The sequence below is a fragment of the Streptomyces sp. NPDC002602 genome (assembly GCF_042889445.1).
GTDB lineage: Bacteria > Actinomycetota > Actinomycetes > Streptomycetales > Streptomycetaceae > Streptomyces.
In genome coordinates, this window is sequence record NZ_JBIAQX010000012.1 from 66,899 (window position 1) to 84,481 (window position 17,583).

General features: G+C 69.5%; 20 protein-coding genes and 1 pseudogene. 10 read left to right on the forward strand and 11 right to left on the reverse strand.

Going from position 1 to position 17,583, the window contains the following annotated elements:
• Nucleotide 1 precedes the first annotated feature (1 nt).
• Nucleotides 2-1,015 (reverse strand): NAD(P)H-dependent glycerol-3-phosphate dehydrogenase, encoded by a 1,014-nt coding sequence (locus ACFYW3_RS27025; protein ID WP_389387581.1) that lies wholly within the window; start codon nucleotides 1,013-1,015, stop codon nucleotides 2-4.
• The gene (locus ACFYW3_RS27030) at nucleotides 1,012-1,605 is read right to left on the reverse strand and encodes a class I SAM-dependent methyltransferase (RefSeq protein WP_389387582.1); all 594 of its coding nucleotides are present in this window, start codon (nucleotides 1,603-1,605) and stop codon (nucleotides 1,012-1,014) included. Before ACFYW3_RS27030 ends, ACFYW3_RS27025 begins: the two co-directional genes overlap by 4 nt.
• 27 nt (nucleotides 1,606-1,632) lie before the next feature.
• Here ACFYW3_RS27030 and ACFYW3_RS27035 point away from each other — a divergent pair, with 27 nt between their 5' ends.
• A complete protein-coding gene (locus tag ACFYW3_RS27035; protein ID WP_389387583.1) occupies nucleotides 1,633-2,025 on the forward strand; it encodes a hypothetical protein in 393 nt (130 codons plus the stop codon).
• Nucleotides 2,026-2,036: 11 nt separating this feature from the next.
• On the opposite strand, the gene ACFYW3_RS27040 is transcribed toward ACFYW3_RS27035, so the two are convergent.
• On the reverse strand, nucleotides 2,037-2,705 hold the full coding sequence (locus ACFYW3_RS27040; protein ID WP_389387584.1) for a hypothetical protein: 669 nt from the start codon (nucleotides 2,703-2,705) through the stop codon (nucleotides 2,037-2,039).
• Between the two features lie 201 nt (nucleotides 2,706-2,906).
• Nucleotides 2,907-3,668, reverse strand: a complete 762-nt coding sequence (locus ACFYW3_RS27045; protein WP_351752959.1) for a hypothetical protein — start codon at nucleotides 3,666-3,668, stop codon at nucleotides 2,907-2,909.
• 165 nt (nucleotides 3,669-3,833) lie between these two features.
• On the opposite strand from ACFYW3_RS27045, the gene ACFYW3_RS27050 reads away from it, so the two are divergent.
• Nucleotides 3,834-4,412: an ATP-binding protein gene (locus tag ACFYW3_RS27050; protein WP_389387585.1), complete on the forward strand. Its 579-nt coding sequence runs from the start codon at nucleotides 3,834-3,836 to the stop codon at nucleotides 4,410-4,412.
• A gap of 298 nt (nucleotides 4,413-4,710) precedes the next feature.
• Here the strand turns inward: ACFYW3_RS27050 and ACFYW3_RS27055 are convergent, their stop codons facing one another.
• The 3 genes from ACFYW3_RS27055 to ACFYW3_RS27065 are packed head-to-tail and all read right to left on the reverse strand — an operon-like array spanning nucleotide 4,711 to nucleotide 7,400.
• A complete protein-coding gene (locus ACFYW3_RS27055) occupies nucleotides 4,711-5,976 on the reverse strand; it encodes a multidrug effflux MFS transporter (protein ID WP_389387586.1) in 1,266 nt (421 codons plus the stop codon).
• A 3-nt stretch (nucleotides 5,977-5,979) separates the two neighbouring features.
• The gene (locus ACFYW3_RS27060) at nucleotides 5,980-6,624 is read right to left on the reverse strand and encodes an NAD(P)-dependent oxidoreductase (protein WP_389387587.1); all 645 of its coding nucleotides are present in this window, start codon (nucleotides 6,622-6,624) and stop codon (nucleotides 5,980-5,982) included.
• 23 nt (nucleotides 6,625-6,647) lie between these two features.
• Complete coding sequence (locus tag ACFYW3_RS27065; RefSeq protein ID WP_329098025.1) at nucleotides 6,648-7,400, reverse strand: MBL fold metallo-hydrolase; 753 nt, start codon at nucleotides 7,398-7,400, stop codon at nucleotides 6,648-6,650.
• 81 nt (nucleotides 7,401-7,481) lie between these two features.
• Between ACFYW3_RS27065 and ACFYW3_RS27070 the strand changes: the two genes are divergently transcribed.
• Nucleotides 7,482-8,111, forward strand: a complete 630-nt coding sequence (locus ACFYW3_RS27070) for a helix-turn-helix domain-containing protein (protein ID WP_351752944.1) — start codon at nucleotides 7,482-7,484, stop codon at nucleotides 8,109-8,111.
• 55 nt (nucleotides 8,112-8,166) lie between these two features.
• Here ACFYW3_RS27070 and ACFYW3_RS27075 read toward each other — a convergent pair whose 3' ends face one another.
• From ACFYW3_RS27075 to ACFYW3_RS27085, 3 genes are all read right to left on the reverse strand, one after another.
• Nucleotides 8,167-8,652 carry a hypothetical protein gene (locus ACFYW3_RS27075; RefSeq protein WP_389387588.1) on the reverse strand — a complete coding sequence of 162 codons (486 nt, stop codon included), beginning with the start codon at nucleotides 8,650-8,652 and terminating at the stop codon, nucleotides 8,167-8,169.
• A 316-nt stretch (nucleotides 8,653-8,968) separates the two neighbouring features.
• A complete protein-coding gene (locus tag ACFYW3_RS27080) occupies nucleotides 8,969-9,166 on the reverse strand; it encodes a hypothetical protein (RefSeq protein ID WP_351752942.1) in 198 nt (65 codons plus the stop codon).
• Nucleotides 9,167-9,294: 128 nt separating this feature from the next.
• Nucleotides 9,295-9,909 (reverse strand): hypothetical protein, encoded by a 615-nt coding sequence (locus ACFYW3_RS27085; protein ID WP_389387589.1) that lies wholly within the window; start codon nucleotides 9,907-9,909, stop codon nucleotides 9,295-9,297.
• A gap of 597 nt (nucleotides 9,910-10,506) precedes the next feature.
• On the opposite strand from ACFYW3_RS27085, the gene ACFYW3_RS27090 reads away from it, so the two are divergent.
• Nucleotides 10,507-11,037: a hypothetical protein gene (locus tag ACFYW3_RS27090; RefSeq protein WP_351752936.1), complete on the forward strand. Its 531-nt coding sequence runs from the start codon at nucleotides 10,507-10,509 to the stop codon at nucleotides 11,035-11,037.
• A 351-nt stretch (nucleotides 11,038-11,388) separates the two neighbouring features.
• Complete coding sequence (locus ACFYW3_RS27095) at nucleotides 11,389-11,772, forward strand: hypothetical protein (RefSeq protein WP_389387590.1); 384 nt, start codon at nucleotides 11,389-11,391, stop codon at nucleotides 11,770-11,772.
• Between the two features lie 556 nt (nucleotides 11,773-12,328).
• Here the strand turns inward: ACFYW3_RS27095 and ACFYW3_RS27100 are convergent.
• Nucleotides 12,329-12,868: a helix-turn-helix domain-containing protein gene (locus ACFYW3_RS27100; protein ID WP_389387591.1), complete on the reverse strand. Its 540-nt coding sequence runs from the start codon at nucleotides 12,866-12,868 to the stop codon at nucleotides 12,329-12,331.
• A 52-nt stretch (nucleotides 12,869-12,920) separates the two neighbouring features.
• Here ACFYW3_RS27100 and ACFYW3_RS27105 point away from each other — a divergent pair, with 52 nt between their 5' ends.
• The 5 genes and pseudogenes from ACFYW3_RS27105 to ACFYW3_RS27125 form a co-directional block, all read left to right on the forward strand.
• A complete protein-coding gene (locus tag ACFYW3_RS27105) occupies nucleotides 12,921-14,189 on the forward strand; it encodes a serine aminopeptidase domain-containing protein (RefSeq protein WP_389387592.1) in 1,269 nt (422 codons plus the stop codon).
• 129 nt (nucleotides 14,190-14,318) lie between these two features.
• Nucleotides 14,319-15,077: a TnsA-like heteromeric transposase endonuclease subunit gene (locus ACFYW3_RS27110; RefSeq protein WP_389387593.1), complete on the forward strand. Its 759-nt coding sequence runs from the start codon at nucleotides 14,319-14,321 to the stop codon at nucleotides 15,075-15,077.
• 450 nt (nucleotides 15,078-15,527) lie between these two features.
• A complete protein-coding gene (locus ACFYW3_RS27115) occupies nucleotides 15,528-16,064 on the forward strand; it encodes a hypothetical protein (protein WP_389387594.1) in 537 nt (178 codons plus the stop codon).
• The gene (locus ACFYW3_RS27120) at nucleotides 16,065-17,327 is read left to right on the forward strand and encodes a transposase family protein (protein ID WP_389387686.1); all 1,263 of its coding nucleotides are present in this window, start codon (nucleotides 16,065-16,067) and stop codon (nucleotides 17,325-17,327) included.
• Nucleotides 17,328-17,343: 16 nt separating this feature from the next.
• Nucleotides 17,344-17,532 (forward strand): annotated as a pseudogene (locus ACFYW3_RS27125) (ATP/GTP-binding protein); the annotation flags it as partial.
• Nucleotides 17,533-17,583: the final 51 nt, after the last annotated feature.

The window sequence follows — 17,583 nt, forward strand, 5'->3', positions numbered from 1 at the left end:
GTCAGCGCTCGGGCTTGGCGGGCCGCTGCATCAGCGCGGCGGCGGCCTCGTCGAGCGTGATCTTCTCGTTCAGCAGGTCGGCCATGACGTCCGTGATCGGCATCTCGACACCGTGGGCGCGGGCCATGGCGAGGATCGCCTCCGCGCTCTTGACGCCTTCGGTGGTCTGGCGGGTGGCGGCCGTCGCCTCCGCGACGCTCAGGCCGCGGCCGAGGTGGGTGCCGAAGGTGCGGTTGCGCGAGAGCGGGGAGGAGCAGGTGGCCACCAGGTCGCCCACGCCGGCCAGGCCAGCGAGGGTGGCCGGCTCGGCGCCCATGGCCGTGGCGAGGCGGGTTGCCTCGGCCAGCCCGCGGGTGATGAGCAGGGAGGTCGAGTTGTCGCCGAGGCCCATTCCCGAGGCGATGCCGACCGCGAGGGCGATGACGTTCTTCACCGCGCCGCCGAGCTCGCAGCCGCTGACGTCGGTGCTGGTGTAGGGCCGGAAGTACGGGGTGTGGCAGGCCGTTTGGAAACGGCGGGCGGCGGTTTCGTCGGGGCAGGCGATGGTGGCGGCGGCGGGCTGCCCCGCCATGATCTCGGCTGCCAGGTTCGGGCCCGACAGGACCGCGACCCGTTCCTCGGGTACGCCGGTCACCTCGGTGATGACCTGGCTCGCCCGCAGCCCGGTCCCGGCCTCGATGCCCTTCATCAGCGACACGATCACCGTGTCCGGGCCGATGAGCGGCGCCCACGCGGCGAGGCCGGCCCGCAGGGACTGGGCGGGGATGGACAGCACGAGGAAGTCCGCACCGTCCAGGGCGACGGCCGGGTCGGTGGTGGCCTTCACGGAGAAGGGCAGCTCGATGTCCGGGAAGTAGCCGGGGTTGCGGTGCGCCGTGTTGATCCCGTCGGCGATCTCGCTGCGGCGGGCGTGCACGATGACGTCGGTACCGGCGTCGGCCATGATCTTGGCGACGGCGGTGCCCCAGGACCCGGCCGAGAGCACCGCTGCGCGGAGGGAACGGTGCTGGGTCACTGCGGGATCTCCTCGTGGAACGGGGGCCTGCCACTGAGAAGGCGGGGCGCGGTCATCGTATCGGCCGTGCCGGATACGGCGGGATCGTGTGCGGGGCGTCGCAGGGTCAGCAGGACGGCGCGGCGGCCGGGAAGCCTGGGCACCACCTGGTGCGCCTCGCGGAGCATCCGTTCGGTCTGGACTTCGCCGAGTTCGCGCCGCTGGTCGTCGGCATGGGCGATCCGCAGCTTGTAGAGCCGGTCCCACATGGCCGGCTCGGCGGGGCGCTCGTCCACGTGCTCGACCATGAGCCCGGCGGCATGGGCCTGCTCGGGCCATACGGGTTCGGCGCCGCGCCTGGTCGAGCGGGTCAGGAGCAGTCGGCCGCCCGGGGCGAGGACGCGGCCGAGTTCGCGCACCGCGGCGGTCCGGTCGGTGGCGGTGCCGAGGGCGTCCACGCGCACGATGCCGTGGGCGTGGCCGTCGGGCAGGCCGGTGTTCTCCAGTTCCGCGACGCGGAAGGCGGCACGGTTGGTGCCGTCGCCGAGGAAGTGGGCGCGGCGGCCGGTGGCTTGGGTGACGGCGACCGGGGAGAGCTGTCCGGTGTCCATGCGCTGCCTGCCCGTCAGATTCGCTCGATGCTGGTCGAGCACGTGGACCTGCCAGGACGGCGACTCGACCCTGTGGGCTTGAACCGTCCCCTGGACGACTACACCGCCGAGGCGATCGGCGGGTACCTCGCTTATCGGCAGCGCCGATGGCCGAACAGCATCAATCCACATCTGCTGATCACCAGGAACACCGACACCACGACGACGTCGGTGGACACGTTCTGGATGGACAGACTGGTCAAGGAATTGCCCGTGGGCGTCGACCGGCTGAGGCAGGACCGCATCCTCGAAGAAGCCCTCGCCAATGGCGCGGACCCCCTCCGTCTCGCGCACGTCTTCTCCCTCGGTGCCAAGGCCGGCCTCCGCCACACCAGCGCAGTGACCGAATCGGAAGCAGAGCAGGCACCGAGCATCCGCTGATCTTGAGCTTTTTACTCCGCAGGGAGCCGTCGCCGGCCCTCCGGGGTGAAGGTGAAGGTCTGGCGGAAGGGCCCCGTTCCGAAGCGCACTGCAAGCAGGAGGGGTTCTTCATGCGGAGGTGGCCATGATTGCTCGGCTCCCGGAGCACTGCCGTTCCAGAGATGGAAGGACACCATCGGTTCCTCCGGGTTCTCAGTCAGGTAGCCGAGGGTCTTGCCGTAGTAGGGGTTGTTGCTGCCGAACAACATGGACGGGGTACCGAACTCGTCGACGATGTCCGTCCACACTCGGTCCTCGCCTGCCCACTGGCGGACCGCACCCTGCAGGACTGCGTGTTCGTCAGGGTCCAGTACGCGGTCGGGCTTGAGCCAGCCGCGGCGGTGCGCGAACTCGGCATACACCGAGGCGATGCCGTACTCGTAGTAGCGCTCCGGGATCAGATCGCGGAATACGCCCGCGACGCCGGTGCTGGACCAGGCACCGCGCTCTTCCCAGAGGCGCTGTTGCTCGACCAAGGCCTCGGGCTGGCACTCCGCGAACACCAAGTGGTCCATCAGCATGCGCAAGGCCAGCTCCGACTCCTTCCCAAACATTCCGGGACGTCGCAGGGCGAGATTCAACTGATCGATGAGATACGCGCGTATCTCGTCGGAGGCTGCAAGCGATCTGGAAGTAGGCACCCCACAGTCTCCCCCTGATGCCGCCGGATCACGGTCATGGTCCGGCGCCCAGCCGTGTCGACGATCCACGCATTTCCCCACGATCTACATGACCAGCGTCACGCAATTCCCCACCCGCACGGTCACGTTTCCCATGGGGACCGCGGATGCGAGTGGATGCCCAACGGCAGAGAGAGGCCCAAGACCGCCTCTCCCTGCTGTTCACATGTGCAGCGGGTCGACCGGCGGCCATGGGTAGCCCAGTCGCTCGGCATCATGCGAACCTCCCCAGACCTCGGCGGTGGCACGGGGATCGCCTGAGGTCAGCTGCGCTTCAAGGCGCTCGGCCTGGTCCGATGGGTCGTCCGCGGAGATCGGGAGAGTCATCCCGAACTGGATCCAGGGCAGATCTGTATCGGGCCCGTCAGGGGGGTGCATCAGGATGACGTGGATTCGGTCGGGTTGCTTGCGGGAGGCCCAGACGTACTGCAACTCGCACTCCCACCGGAGGAGCCAGTCCTCGCGTCCCCTCAGCCCCGCCTCAAGCAGCCGCGCGGCTGCTCCTGCCGGCCACTCCCAGCCGCGGTCCTCTCCGGCTCGTAGGACTTCGGCCTCGTACTGAGCTGCGGTGAACCGAAGCTCCGGCAGGGCAACTTCCTGGTTGGCCAGGTCGCGCCAGCCCGCCCAGACAACATGATCCCCGTCACGCGTGACCGTCATGTACAGGGCACCGCAGCACTCCTCCGCGCCGCACCCGGACCAAGCGAGACGGGCCTCGTGGGGCGTCGGGGTGGCATGCAACGGGCCGTCCCGGTCCAACAGATACCGGGGGCCTATTCCCAGGTACCGGGAGCCTCCGACGCCGCCAGGGAGCACATCGGCCAGAAGGTCCCGGCCATTGACGATCGGGCGGACCTCCACGCCGCCCTCGTCGGGCGGTGGACACACGATGCTCAGGCTGAGAAGGTCCGGTGGCGCGGTCATAGGCCAATGATCGTGGAGCGAGCCACCGCTGTCATATGAATTCGTGCGGCCCCCGCTCGGGGCGGTACTTCGGGGCTGCTGTCAGGAGCGCCGGCCTCCGGACACCTCTGAACGTCGGGATGGCGGCGTGGGGAACTACGTGATCGTAGCCCTGGGGAATTGCGCGTGACCGTCCACAAGCTGTTCTCCACCGGAGCCGGGTCCAGGTCCGTCGCCCACTACCGGTTCCCCGCTCAGGTGCAAGGCCCGGCAGGCCTCGTCACCGACGCCCAGGGCGCCGTCGAAACCGTCATCGACGAGGCCTGCCGGGCCTTGCACCTGCCCACGATCCGTACTCGGTGGGAGGAGCTGGCGGCCACCGCGATGAAGGAGCGGTCCAGGTACAAGAACTTCCTGGCCGACCTGCCGGAGGCCGAAGGCGCCCACCGGGAGGAACGCAAGAAGCTCCGCCTGGTCAGGGAAGCGGACTTCCCCCGCTCCAAGCGGCTGGAGGACTTCGGCTTCGAGAAGAATCCCAACGTCACCCCCGAGCAGGTCAACACGCTCGGCGATCCGGCCTGGGTCACCGCCGGCCAGCCGCTCTGCCCCATCGGCGACTCCGGCACCGGGAAGTCGCACCTGCTGATCGGGATCGGCACCGCCATCGCCGAAGCCGGCCTGAAGGTCCGCTACACGACCACGGCGAACCTGGTCAACGACCTTGAGCGGCCGGTGCGGGTTCTGCGTGAACACGGTGCAGACTGAATGGTGTTGCCCCGTTGTGCGCACTGTGGTCGCGAGCGCCCCCTGCCTACGCTGGGTGAGGGCGGCCGCATCTGCAGCTCCTGCCACAGTCACCGGAGAGTGCGCGCCAACCCTTGCGTGGTCTGCGGCAGCATCAACTTCGCCGAACGGGACCGCGAGGGGCGCCCCCGTTGCCGCAAGCACCGGCCCGATGCCGGAGTCGATCCAGCACACGAGCTGGGCCGGGTACTGTGCGAGCGCCGTTTCATCCTTCGTAGCGCGGTGACTCGACGTGGTGCAGGACGAGGATGGCCTGCACTCACTGGATGCCGGCTCGTCTGCGATCGATGTGCCGGCGCCGTCGCCGGTGCCCGGCAGGTCCTTGGCGAGCCGGCCTGCGAGTGCGCTCACCGGGCATCGACCGGGTGAGGACGCCGAATGTGAGCAGAGCGAGCGCCGGCAGCACGGCGACGATGATTCCCATCGGCAAGGCGTCGGTGGCGCCACCCACGCCGGCCAGCGGAGCAAGTGCCCCGCCGAACATGAACTGGCTGAAGCCGAGCAGAGCGGCGGCCGACCCGGCGTGTCCGTCGTGGTCGGCCAGGGCCTGGGCCGCGGCGTTCGGCATGACCAGGCCCACGCTGGAGACCAGGACGAACAGGCCGATCAGGAGCACGGGCAGGGGTGCCCGTGTCAGCACCGCGCCCAGGACCGTGGTGCCACCGGCTGTCGCGCCCAGCAGACCGGCGAGCAGCAGCACGCGGGCGCCGGCCCGGGCCACCAGCCGGCCGCTGATCTGGGCGGCCACAATGAGTCCGGCGGCGTTGACGGCGAACACGGCGCTGTACTGCTGCGGTGACAGGCCGTGGATTTCCTGCAGGACGAACGGCGAGCCGGAGATGTAGGCGAACATCGCCGCGAAGACGAGGCCGTTGGCCAGGACGTACCCGGTGAAGACCCGGTCGCTGAGCAACTGCCCGACGACAGCCGGCAGCGGCCGGCGTGACGCGGAGGGCCGGGTCTCCGGCAGTCCTGCGGCGGAGGCCGCCAGCATCACGGCGCCGAGTACGGCCAGGGCCACGAAGATTCCAGGCCAGGCCGTGACGCGCAGTAGCTGGCCGCCGAGGACCGGCGCGAACACCGGCGCCAGGCCGGTGATCAAGGTCAGTGTGGAGAAGAGACGTGCGGTGCGGGTTCCGGAGGTGCGGTCGCGGACCATGGCGTTGGCGATGACGATGCCGAACGCCCCGCCGATGCCCTGGACCAGACGTAGGCCGACGAGGGTCCGGACGTCGGGCGCCACCGCGCAGAGCGCGCTGGCGATCGTGTAGAGGGCGAGGCCCGCCAGCAACGGACGCCGCCGGCCGTAGGTGTCGCTCAGCGGCCCGGCGATCAGCTGCCCGATGGCCAGCCCGGCCAGACAGGCGGTGATGGTGAGCTGGGTGGCCGCGGCGCCGGCGCGCAGGTCGCCGGCGAGGTCCGGCAGTCCGGGCAGGTAGCCGTCGATGGACAGTGGTCCCAGGGCCACGAGCGCTGCGAGCAGGACGATGAATCGGGTCTGCCGGCCGGCGGCGTCGTTGCTCATGGCTCAGTACGCCACGGTGATGCGGCGGCGGATCGCGGTGCCGCTCTCGATCGTGTCGGCCAAGGCGATCGCGTAGTCGGCGTACGAGATGCGGCTGTTGCCGTCGTCGTCGGTGAGCAGGGTGTCCCCGGCGCTGCGGTAGGCCCCGGTCCGCTCGCCCGCTCCGATGACCGCGGCGGGCGACACGTACGTCCAGTCGAGGTCGTGCACGCCGCGGTAGAGGTCGAGCGCTTCGGACTGGGCCTCGGCGTTGGCCTTCCACAGCGCGGGGAAGTCCGGGTCGTCCATGACCCAGGCACCGGTCGGCGTGCGCAGGCTACCGGCACCGCCGATGGTGACCAGGCGGGTGACGCCGGCTCGGCGGAGTCCGTCGATCAGCGCACGGGCGGCACCGACGATCGTGGCGCGGTCGTTCTCCTGGCCGATCCGGGGGCCGACGGCCGAGAGCACGGCGTCGTGGGAGGCGGCGAGGCCGGCGACCGCCGCGGGGTCGGTGACGTCACCGGTGGTCATGGTCAGGGCCTTGTGCTCGAGGCCGTCGACGTGGCCGGCTCGGGTGACCGCGGTGACGGTGTGGCCGCGCCGCAGCAATTCCTCGGTGGTGGGCCGACCGATGTTGCCGCCGGCACCGAACAGGACGATCTTCATGTGTTGCTCCTTGTTTCTGATGGTCAGAGGACGGGCTGGCCGTCGGCGATGATGGCCGCGGTGATGCCCCGCTCGTCGGCGGCGTGCTGAAAGCGCTGCTCGATGTCGGGTTGTTCGGTGTAGAACGGCGGGTTGTGGAACAGGCCGTAGTGCATGGCGCAGACGGTGCCGGCGCCGAGTGCGACGGCGGCCTCGACGCCCTGCTCGGGGGTCATGGTCGCCGGGACGTTGGCCGCGTAGCCCTCGAAGTGGGCGATGACGCCGTTGACCGGGACGAACGCGACGTCGAACGGGCCGTGGTCGCGGGCGATCTGCCACCAACTGCCGTGCCACTGGGTGTCGCCGCAGTGGATGACCCGCCGGCCGGCGCCTTCGACGACCCAGGCGACCTGGTCACAGTCGTTGCCGCGCCAGTCCAGCGAGGTCACCGGGGTGACGGTCAGCTCTCCGATGCGCCGTGACCGGCCCAGGTCCTGGGCAACGGGGGTGATGCCCGCCTCGTGCAGCGCCGCCGCGCTCGGGGTGTGGCAGCCGATCGTGCCGGTGGCCGCGATCCGGGCGATCAGGTCGTGGTCGTAATGGTCGGGGTGCAGGTGGGTGATGAGGGCGTGGGTGCCGGGCGGGGTGTCGACAGGGTCGACCGGCCGGTGCGGCGGCCCCATCACCGGCGCCAGCGGAGCGACGTTCTCGAGCGGGTCGATCAGCAGGCGGGTGTCGCCGAGACGGATCTCGACGCCGGCCCAGGCCAGCCGACGCACGGAAAGGGTGGTGGTCATGGGCAGCGACGCTAGACCGACCTTGTTGAGAAAGTCAACAAGGAAGTTTTGAATCTCAACACCACGAGGTAGGGTGGTGGCATGCGCACCTACGGGCAGTACTGCGGCATCGCGAAAACACTCGACACCGTCGGCGACCGATGGACCCTGCTGATCGTCCGTGAACTGCTCGCCCTGGGTCCGTGCCGCCACACCGACCTGCGCAACGGGCTGCCCGGGATCGCCAGCAACCTGCTGGTCGACCGGCTCCGCGAACTCGAGGAAGCCGGCCTGATCCACCGCGAGGCCGCCCCGCCGCCGGTGGCCACCACCCTGTTCTCCCTCACCGAGCGGGGCCGCGCACTGGAGCCGGTGCTGCGGGAGCTGAGCCGATGGGGAATTCCGCTGTTGCGCGAGCCGGCCGGCAGCGAAACCTTCCGCACCCACTGGCTGGACATGCCCGCCCGGGCACTGACCGACCACCGCCCCGACCAGCCGGCAATCGCCCTGCAACTGCACGCCGACGGCAACGAAGACCTGGTCATCGAAGTCAAGGACGGCTCGGTGCACACCCACGCCGGCCGGGTCGACCACCCCACCGCGTCCCTGACCGGACCGCCGCACCTGCTGGCCGCGACCCTGCTCGGCGACCTCGATCTGAGCGCGGCAATACAGCAAGGCCTGAGGCTCAGCGGCGAACACGAGGCAGTACTGCGCATCCTGCCCCGCTGAACGACCGGCCGCTCGCGAGACTGCGACCTCAAGCTCTACCGAGTCCGCGCCGGTCTCAAGAACGGTCCATGGAGCGTTTTCTCCCCCCGATCCTGATCTGACGCCCCTTTTCGTCTTTCGCCGTGGGATACCAGGTGAAGCCATGGATGCCCGTGACAGCCGGGGTCGCCCACAGATCAAGCTTGAAGGCCCACTCGTCCCAGCGATCGGTCAAGGTCCGGCCGAACTCTTCCGCGAGTCTCCGTGCTTCGCTCTCCTCCAAGAGGCCCCCTCCATCGCTCTCCAACACCGGGCCGGGTTCGCGTCCGATGACGGACGCCTTCAGGGTGTAGGTACCGGAGCCGTGGCAGTCGTACGCGAGGTCGAACTTCCGCACGCTTTTGGGGGACTTGCACAGGTGGCCCTTGCTCCGGCCGTAGACCTGGTCCCCCTTGCTGAGGGTGTAGTCGACGTCGACGCTGCAGTTGCCGTAGACCCAGCCCCAGATGTTCAGGATCCGGTCCTTGAGGACCTGGTCCTGACACTCGGTCCAGAAAGACATGACCGGCTTCCCCTTGTCGTTCTTCAGACACACCTCGGCCTTCAGACAACACGCCCGAGCATGCGTCCACGAAGACCGCCCCCGGCAAACGCATTCATCCCACGCCCGCAACCCGCCCGGACCCGGACTCCGGCGCCTCCCGCACCGGCCCCCCGCACAAAGCCCGCCGGAGCGTCGGATACCGGAGCACAGATGCCGGACAGCCATCCCGGGGCCGCCCCACCCGGCCCACCCGGGCGGTGGGCGAGGCGAACCGGCTCCGGACACACGAGAGCGGAGGCCGCCGTCGGCGGCCCCCGCTCCCCCGCTCGAACGCCTACAGGTAGTCGGCCGGCTCCGCGGCGCAGGTGCCCGCGTACGGGACACCAGGCATGAGGGTCTCCGTCAGCCGGAAACGCGCCACACACACCCCGGGCAGCCGCGGGACGACCACTGAGCCTGGCGGCTCGGAGCTGGGGAACGGCTTCGTGTACCCGTCCACGCCGAGCGGGGTGTACCAAACGATCTTGTTCATGGCCTGTGTCCTCCCGGAGTCGGCACCACGGTGGCCCGTCCTCACCCCTTCACCGCTCTCAACACCGAAAGGACAGCACCCCCGCTGCCATCCACCGGACAGGGCCGGGGCGGGCCGGCGGCCGCCGGTCAGCCGCGGGAGTGCCAACCCCCGAAGCGGGCCAACAAAGCACGGGTAGCGTCCACCGACAAGCCGAAATCGGCGGCCACCCTCTGCGGGTCCTGATCACGGGCATCGTTCGCCGGCCAATGCGCGGTGCGTTGGGCGATGAGTTCCAGGGTGCGGGCGGCTTTGACGGCGGCGGTCGGTGAGTCCCGGGCGAGGTTCTCGATCGCGGCGGTCACGGACTGGAAGAGGGCTTCCAGCTCGGCGGGGAGGGGGATCGTGGCGGTGGCGACGTCGCGGATGTGGGCGTCCCAGTCGTCCTCGCACCGCTCGGCGGTGCGCAGTCCGCTCTCGTGGAACGGGAGCTCCCCGGCCGTCGTCCAGTCGACGGTGTGCCGGGGTCCGGTCCAGCCGCAGGAGCACTCCGCGCGCAGCAGGTGTGCCTTCGGGCGCGGTTGGTAGGTGCCGGCGCCGTCGTAGACGCTCCAATGGCTCACCTCCCAGCCAGAGCTGCCCGACGCCGAGTCGAAGTACACCGGCTTCGGGACCGACCCGTCATCGAGGAGCACACCCACCCGGCCCTCGTGCGAGCGGCCGTACTCATCCGACGTCCACGTCTCATCCGTCTCCACAGACACCTCCAGCACGGTCCCCCGGGGCCGCGGTCCCGCGACCCCGGGAACGACGATCCCGCACCCCGGGGTGCACGCGGGGCCGGAATCGGCGAGTTGGCTCCGGATCACGATGGAGAACCGGGAGCGAAGCGGCCCGGTACGCACCGGGCCGCCGGATCGACACCGGGCCGCGCCGGGGGCATGGAGCGCACCCCGCTCTCGTCGGGCAGTACCCGTACCTGCTGCTCCACCGGCCGCTCCCTGCCGAGAAGAGGACTTCCAGCCGCCGGCGACGCTCCCGGTAGGGCAAGGTCCGCAGCTCGGTGCCGTCGCCTGGAGAAGGTCGAAGACGGAAGCGCGCGGTGTTCGCGGATGGGACGGGCGAACACGGAAACCCGCCCCCATGTGGAGGCTGAGATGCGTGGAGGCTGAGACGCGTAGAGGCTGAGATTATTCCGCGGGCGGGTTCGCCGATGCCGAAGCGGAGACGATGGAGGGTCTCTGAACTCGGCTGTGGCGCATGTTTCGTGACGTACACGATGGCGGGTGGACCGATGGTTGGCTCATCCTTGATCGTTAGCATCAGGGCCCGGGGCCCGGCATGTCTTGAGGGGGGCCGCGGTGGTTGTCGGTGAACTGGTACGCGCAGAACTGCGACGCGTCGATTGGGCGTCGTTGAAGTGCGGCTGCGGTGACTCCGCAGAGCATGTGCCGCTTCTGATCGAAGCGATTATCACTGCCGAGACCCCCCAGGACATGATCGGATACACCCTCGATGGTCATGTCGAGGAAAGCACGATCAACTTCGAGTGCACTCCGCCGGCGGTCGGCGTCATCATGGCCGCATTGGCGGGCGACCTCTCGATACTGGCCCGGGACGAGTTGCTGCAGACGTTGTGGTTCGTGGCTGCGGGTTCCGGCTGCTACCGGCCGACTGCGGGAGGTGAGGGTCTGGACGAGGGGGGCAGGCACCACGTGCAGGAGGGGTTCTGGCGGCTTGTCCAGATCGGGCTCACGGGTACCGCGGAAGACGCCGAAACGGTGGCGGACATCTGTGAGTTCTACAGGCTGGACGGTGACAACGCCGCCTTCTACCAGGCCGAGCTTCGCAAGCGGGTGCACGCAAAGACCAAGCGCAGGCGACGCGTCTGATGCTGCGAAGATCACGGTGGCCGGCGGGTGGCTGCCCCTGTGGAAGCAAGACCAGGCGCGGGGTTCCGAAATCCTCCACAGCCACGCAGACTTCGGGTGTCACTCTCAGAATCTGCGGGCAATAGCGGGATTCCCACAAGGTCACGGGAGGTCTCGAACATGGGTCTTCGACCTGCTGACATGCGGCGTGCACCTGCGCTTGAGGCGGTCAGGAACCCATGCGTGATCCAGTGACGAAGCAGGCGGGGGTTCGAACTGTCACCAAGGCAGACGGGTTGTCCCTTCGCGTCAGTGGCCGGCTCTGCCTGTGCCCCTTTTCCCGGTCGCTGACCCGGCGGGCAGACTGCGCACATGCAGCTCCCCGCCGAAGCCGTTACCGCCACCGTGCTGATCGAAGTCGTACGGATCTCCGCCCTCCCGACCATGCGGGACGTCCCATACCCCGGCACGGCGATCGCCCACTGGGCCGGGAGCGAAGCAGCAGCCGCCCTGACCTTGATCGAGAGCCTGCCCGGCAGCGAACAGCACCGCTGCGGCTTCTCGCCTGGTTGGAGCATCCGGGCGTACAACGACTCTCTCGACCTGGCGCTGTTCGAGGCGGCGTTCTGCTTCACCTGCCATGAGGTCCGCATGCATGGAACGGCCGTGCCACCCGCTCTGGCCAAGCAGTTCTTCGACCCGGGCGCCCTGCAGGCCCAGACCCTGCTGTCTGTCTTCCGCACGGCAGCTCCGTAACCGACCGACCGTCCCTGCCTCAGAAATCCAGATCGAGGTAGTCGATATCGGTGAGCTTGACGCAGAGTCCCGCGGAACGACGTCACCGCCCCCTTCGCCGCTCCGGGGTGCTCCGCCGCGCGGCCGGCTACCAGGGAAGAACGGCACGGCGCCCGATAGGCTCGCCGCACCCGCGCCGACATGGGTGCGCCGGGCAGGACCGTGCATGGACAGGCTCACCCCTCGAAGATGCGGTACACCGGCCCGAACACAGCCCCGGCAGCCCTCACGGACCGCCGGGGCTCTCCGTTGCGCCGCCCACCCGTGCGCCGTACGAGATGCCCGAAACAGAGTGCTCGCCGTCAGGTCGTGCCTCGGCGTGCGGCGGGGTGAAGCAGGTGTGTCTGTCCCCTGTCCCCGAGTCTTGACCGGCGATGGTCAAGGCTCGGGGGTCTCGACCAGCACGCTCCCCGAGCCTCGCGGGCGAGAGAGCCTACTCCTCGTAGTCGTGGCCGATCAAGGTCGCGAGCAACGCCTCGACCGCGTCCTCCTGGTTCACCGCAAGCGGTGGCGTCGGCTACAGCGGGTCTTGCTGTTCGGCGGGGAACAGAATGGGGCTGAGAAGGTAGCGGGTACGTTCCTGCGAAGGTTCGTTGGCCAGGACGGGCGCGATGGCAGCTTGCATCGCGCTGATCAGTGCTACAAGTTCGTCCCTGTTGAGCCAGATCGCGTGCTGCCGATAGCCGACGAGGTCGCCTACGGGATCGCTGCCTTCGCGCTGCAGGTAAGCGCCGAACTCCGCGACCAGGGCGGCCATGGCGGCAGCGAATGCCCGTTCGTGGTGCTGCGGGGTGAGCGCATGCGCAGTTTCCGCGTCGATGTCCGCGCGTTCCTGCCGTAGCCGGTAGCGGCGTTCGACGGCACCCCGCACCCGCCGTTCGTCGGCGACGTCGAGGATGCCGCCTGCGGCGAGAAGATCGACGTGCCGGTAGACGGTCGCCTTGGACACGTCCGGGATGAGAGCACACAACTGCCCGGTGGTCAGGACCCGCCCGCCACGCAGTGCGTGGACCACGCGGAGGCGGACAGGGTGCGCCAGGAGTTCCAAGGTGTCCATGCCCCAACTTTCTCATGCATGCTACCTTTCTCAAACCTAAGAAAGGTGAGGGATGCAGACTGCAAAGGAAACCGCCGTGTTGGTGGTCGAGTGGGCACGCGATGGCCGTTTCGGCAAGATCGCTGCACTGTTCGCCCCGCCGTTGCGTGCTGCGCTGACCGCCGAGGCACTCCAGGCGGCCTGGCTCGTCGAGACCGCGGGATCCGGTCCGGTGACGGACCTGGGCGAACCGTCGAGCGAGCCCCTGCGGCCGGACCTGATCCGTGTCAGCGTTCCCGTGGTCTGCGAGCGGGGACAGTTCATCGCCGTCATGTCGGTCGACTCCGCCGGGCTGCTGAACGGGCTACGCCTCGCTCCGCCTGCCTGCGACCCATGGGCGGCTCCCTCCTACGCGGATCCGGACGCCTTCGAGGAGCACGACGTCACGGTCGGAGCGGGTGCTCTCGCCGTGGCCGGCACCGTCACCGTTCCGCGCGGCGACGGCCCGTGGCCCGGGGTCGTACTCCTGAGTGGCGGAGGTCCCTTCGACCGGGACGCGACCAGCGGACCGAACAAGCCCCTCAAGGATCTCGCCTGGGGTCTGGCCAGCCGTGGCGTGGCAGTGCTGCGCCACGACAAGGTGACCTTCACACACGCGGCGGAGGTGGGCGCCGCGGACGACTTCACGATGACACGCGAGTATGTCCCCTACGCCGTCGCCGCCGTGGGTCTGCTTCAGGAGGAGCCGCGGGTCGATTCCAGCCGGGTGTTCGTCGCCGGGCACAGCATGGGGGGCAAGGTCGCCCCGCGGGTCGCCGAGACCGAGCCGTCCGTCGCGGGGATCGTGATCCTGGCGGGTGACGCCGAGCCCATGCACCGGGCGGCCGTCCGGGTCGTAGGCCATCTCGCCGCCCTCGGCCCCGGCCCGCACTCCGAGGCGGCCCTCGCGGAGATCACCCGTCAGGCCGCGATCGTCGAGACCTCCTTGTCACCCGGTACGCCCCGAGAGGACCTGCCCTTCGGCCTTCCTGCCTCGTACTGGCTGGACCTGCGTTCGTATGACCCGGTTGCCACCGCCGCCCGCCTGGGCAAGCCGCTGCTGATCCTCCAGGGCGGCCGCGACTACCAAGTCACTGTCGAGCACGACTTGTCCCTCTGGCGAGAGGGATTGACCGGTCGTCCGGACGTCACCATCCAGATCCATGAAGCCGACGACCACCTCTTCTTCCCAGGGGCAGGGCCGTCGACGCCTGCCGGGTACATGGCACCCCAGCACGTCGACGCGGCGGTCATTACGGACGTCGCCGCATGGCTGGACGGCCAGTTTCAGCGTGAATCCTGAATGCGGACGTCCTGCCATTGTGATGCGGGCTGCCGCCCGTTGAGGTGATGCCTTCCCCGTCCGGAGCATGGAACTTCGCCGGGTGTTCCACCCTCGAAGTGCGGGACCGAGGGCGGTGGGGAGGTGTTCGTGGGCGAGCCTGCGCAGGCGGTGCCCACCTGGGAGTTCGCATCGGAGGTCTGTGTGGGGTTCGTCGGTGCCGACGGCGTCCGTCGGCTCGGTCCGCCGGCCCGCTACTGGGGCGAGCCCTTCGAGCGTGCCTCACCGGCCCGGAAGTTCACCGCGTTCAAGGGGCAGAAGAACTTCACGGGCGACTACTGGGCGGTGACCTCGCGGTCTGTGGTGGGCTACGAGTCGTGGGTGGAGCGGGACGCGGCGATGGCCCTGGACTTCGATCCCGCCGTCGTGGATCCGGCCTCCCAGCCGTTCCGCCTGATCTGGCCGGATGGTGATCGGGAACGCGAGCCCACCCCGGACCACTTCGCGCGGCCGGCCGACGGGACCGGCGTGGTGGTCGATGTCCGGCCTCAAGACCTGGTCGACGAGGAGGCCGCGGCGGTCTTCGCGTTCACCGCGCGGATCTGCGAGTCGGTGGGGTGGCAGTTCCGGCTGGTCGGAGACCTGGACCAGCCCTTCCGGGCGAATCCGCGCTGGCCGGCCCGCTACCGTCATCCGCGCTGTCACGGGGCGGCGGTGGCGGACCGGCTGCGGGAGGTGTTCACCGAACCGCAGCTGCTTCTCGCCGGGGCCGTGCGGGCAGGGGACCGGCTGGCGGTGCAGCCGGTGCTCTATCACCTGCTTTGGCAGCACGAACTGACGGCGGACCTGGTCGCGGCCCCGCTTGGCGCCACTACGGTCGTCCGCCTGGCGGCCAGGAGGGGCTCGTGAGGTCCGCGCGTCCGGGGCGACTGCGGCTGGGTGACCGTGTCCGGTTCCAGGAACACACCTACACGGTGGTCGGGTTGACCGGGATGCGGGTTCGCCGGGCCGACATCCACGGCACCGGCATGCTCGTGGACCAGGTCCATCTTCAGGCTGCCGAGGACTTCGCCGTCCTCGGCTCCGGTGAGCGGGCCGCGCTGGGCTCGGCCGCGCTGCTGGGGCACCTGCCCAAGGAAGTGGCGGACCGCGCACTGTGGTGGCAGCGGCACCTCGTCGAACTTCTGACCGGCTTGCCGCCGGACGCCCCAGCAGGCACCCGGCCCCGGCCTGAGTACGACCCGGCCGCCCGCTCGCCGGCAGAACGTGAGCGGGCCAAAGCAGCCGAACTGGCCGCGCTGGGTGAGGAGATCAGCGCGCGGACCGTCAAACGCAAGAGGCAGCGTTACGAGGCCGGCGGTGTCGAGGCGGTGGTGGACCACCCGGCTCGCCCCGCATGCCTCGCTGTTGGGTCAGGCCGACCCGCGTGTCGTGGCGGCGATCCGCCAGGCCATCGCCGAGAGCGTGGAAGCGTCCACCCGCACGATCGAGTACGCGCGCTGGCGGACCGAGCAGATCCTGGCCGCCGAGCACGGCAAGGATGTGGTGGAGATGCCGTCGCGGGCAACGTTCTACCGGCTCTTCGGCAAACTGTCCCGTGGTGTCCACGTGACCGGCTCGGCCCGCACCCGCCGGTCCCTCGCCGACCAGCCCGAGGGCCCATTCCGCTACGAGAACGTCGCGGCGCCGGGTGAACTGATGCAGATCGACTCCACGCCACTGGACGTGCTGGTCCGGCTCGACGAGGGGATGCCCGGCCGGGTCGAGCTCTGCGGCCTCGTCGACGTCGCCACCCGGACCATCGCCGCCGTGGTGGTACGGCCGACCACCAAGTCGGTGGATGCCTCGCTCCTGCTGGCCCGCGCCCTGACCCCGGAGCCGATGAGGCCCGGCTGAGTGGACGCGCTGAAGATGTCTCGGTCCGTCTTGCCGCACCGCAGGCTGCTGCCTCTGGACGAGCGCCTGGAACACGCTGCCGCGCGGCCGGTAATCATCCCCGAGACCATTGTCTGTGACCGGGGCAAGGCATTCATCTCGGAGAACTTCCGATCCGCCTGCCGCACGCTGGAGATCAGCTTTCGGCCCTGCCACCCGCGCTCGCCCGCGGAGAAGCCCCACATCGAACGCACGCTTGGATCGGTGGCCACGCTGTTCTGCCAGTTCCTCCCCGGTTACCTGGGCCGCACGGCCGAACACCGCGGTCGGCGCGTCGAGGACGAGCCGCTCTGGTCGATGCTGGAAATCCAGGAATTTCTGGACGAATGGCTTGTCGCCACGTGGCAAAACAGGCGCCACGACGGACTCAGGGACCCCGGTAGCCCCGGCCGGACTTTCACACCGAACGAGAAGTACGCCAGCCTCATCGAAAGCGCCGGCTACGTCCCTCTCGCGTTCGCCGGGGACGACTACGTCGAGCTGCTGCCCGCGACATGGCGGGCCGTCGACTCTTACGGCGTCAAGATCAACCATCGCGTCCACGACTGCGCGGAGCTGGGCCCCTTGCGTCGCCGGCCCTCCGGGGTCACCCGCAAGAAGAACCTGTGGGAGATCCACCGCGACCCCTACGACGCCAACTGGATCTGGGTTCGCAACCACTGGGAGGGCGGCCGGATCCCGGTTCCTTGGAAGCATCTCGGCACTGTCCCCCAGCCCTACGGCGATCCGGCCTGGGATCACGCTGCGGCTGACCTGCGTCAGCGGGGCGAGAGCGACCCCACCGAGGAACAGATCGCCCGGGCGGTCAGCGAGCTTCTGGTCCGAGCCCGCCAAGGGCCTGACAGCGGCGGGAAGAATCGGGCGTCCCGTCGCGACCGGCGGGTCGCCGCCCGGACCCGGGCCGCCGCCGAAGGCACCGGGCCTCAGCCGCCCAAGCCCGGGCCGGTGCCGACCGGAACGGACGCCCACGGCCTCGCGACGACGAGGAAGGGGGCGACGCGCAGGACGAACCGGTCGCGAAGGTCATCCCGCTCGGTGTCTTCAATCCCTTCAAGGAGGCTGACAAACGATGGTGACCGCAACGGGGCCCTCGCCCAGCCCGCAGCCGGACCCGGGACGGCAGCACCGATGGCGACAGGCCCTGGACCGCGAGGAACTGCACCGCTACCTCACCACCCTGGAAGGCTGGCGGGAGTTCGCCGTCCGGGATCCGGCCCCACCTGACCTGCTGCCCGACCACCTGGGCCTGCCCGTCACCAGCCGCGCCAACATCACCGACGTCATCGAAGCCGTCTGCGGCGTGCTCAACGACGCGCGGGTCTGCGTCGTGTGTGTCGACGAGCTCCACAATCTCTCCCTCGCGACCCGCAACGGCGCCGAAGTCTGGGACACCTTGAAGTACTTCTCCGAGCGCATCCCCGCGACCTTCCCACCTCATCCGCGGCGCAGCCATCGACGCCATCCTGGACAGCACCGAAAA

Bases quoted from the DNA above. Each gene is read 5' to 3' on its own strand.
- ACFYW3_RS27035 (WP_389387583.1), top strand. From the start codon at position 1,633: ATGCTGGTCGAGCACGTGGACCTGCCAGGACGGCGACTCGACCCTGTG.
- ACFYW3_RS27105 (WP_389387592.1), top strand. From the start codon at position 12,921: ATGCAGACTGCAAAGGAAACCGCCGTGTTGGTGGTCGAGTGGGCACGC.
- ACFYW3_RS27100 (WP_389387591.1), bottom strand. From the start codon at position 12,868: ATGGACACCTTGGAACTCCTGGCGCACCCTGTCCGCCTCCGCGTGGTC.
- ACFYW3_RS27080 (WP_351752942.1), bottom strand. From the start codon at position 9,166: ATGAACAAGATCGTTTGGTACACCCCGCTCGGCGTGGACGGGTACACG.
- ACFYW3_RS27075 (WP_389387588.1), bottom strand. From the start codon at position 8,652: ATGTCTTTCTGGACCGAGTGTCAGGACCAGGTCCTCAAGGACCGGATC.
- ACFYW3_RS27095 (WP_389387590.1), top strand. From the start codon at position 11,389: ATGCAGCTCCCCGCCGAAGCCGTTACCGCCACCGTGCTGATCGAAGTC.
- ACFYW3_RS27030 (WP_389387582.1), bottom strand. From the start codon at position 1,605: ATGGACACCGGACAGCTCTCCCCGGTCGCCGTCACCCAAGCCACCGGC.
- ACFYW3_RS27060 (WP_389387587.1), bottom strand. From the start codon at position 6,624: ATGAAGATCGTCCTGTTCGGTGCCGGCGGCAACATCGGTCGGCCCACC.
- ACFYW3_RS27055 (WP_389387586.1), bottom strand. From the start codon at position 5,976: ATGAGCAACGACGCCGCCGGCCGGCAGACCCGATTCATCGTCCTGCTC.
- ACFYW3_RS27065 (WP_329098025.1), bottom strand. From the start codon at position 7,400: ATGACCACCACCCTTTCCGTGCGTCGGCTGGCCTGGGCCGGCGTCGAG.
- ACFYW3_RS27045 (WP_351752959.1), bottom strand. From the start codon at position 3,668: ATGACCGCGCCACCGGACCTTCTCAGCCTGAGCATCGTGTGTCCACCG.
- ACFYW3_RS27070 (WP_351752944.1), top strand. From the start codon at position 7,482: ATGCGCACCTACGGGCAGTACTGCGGCATCGCGAAAACACTCGACACC.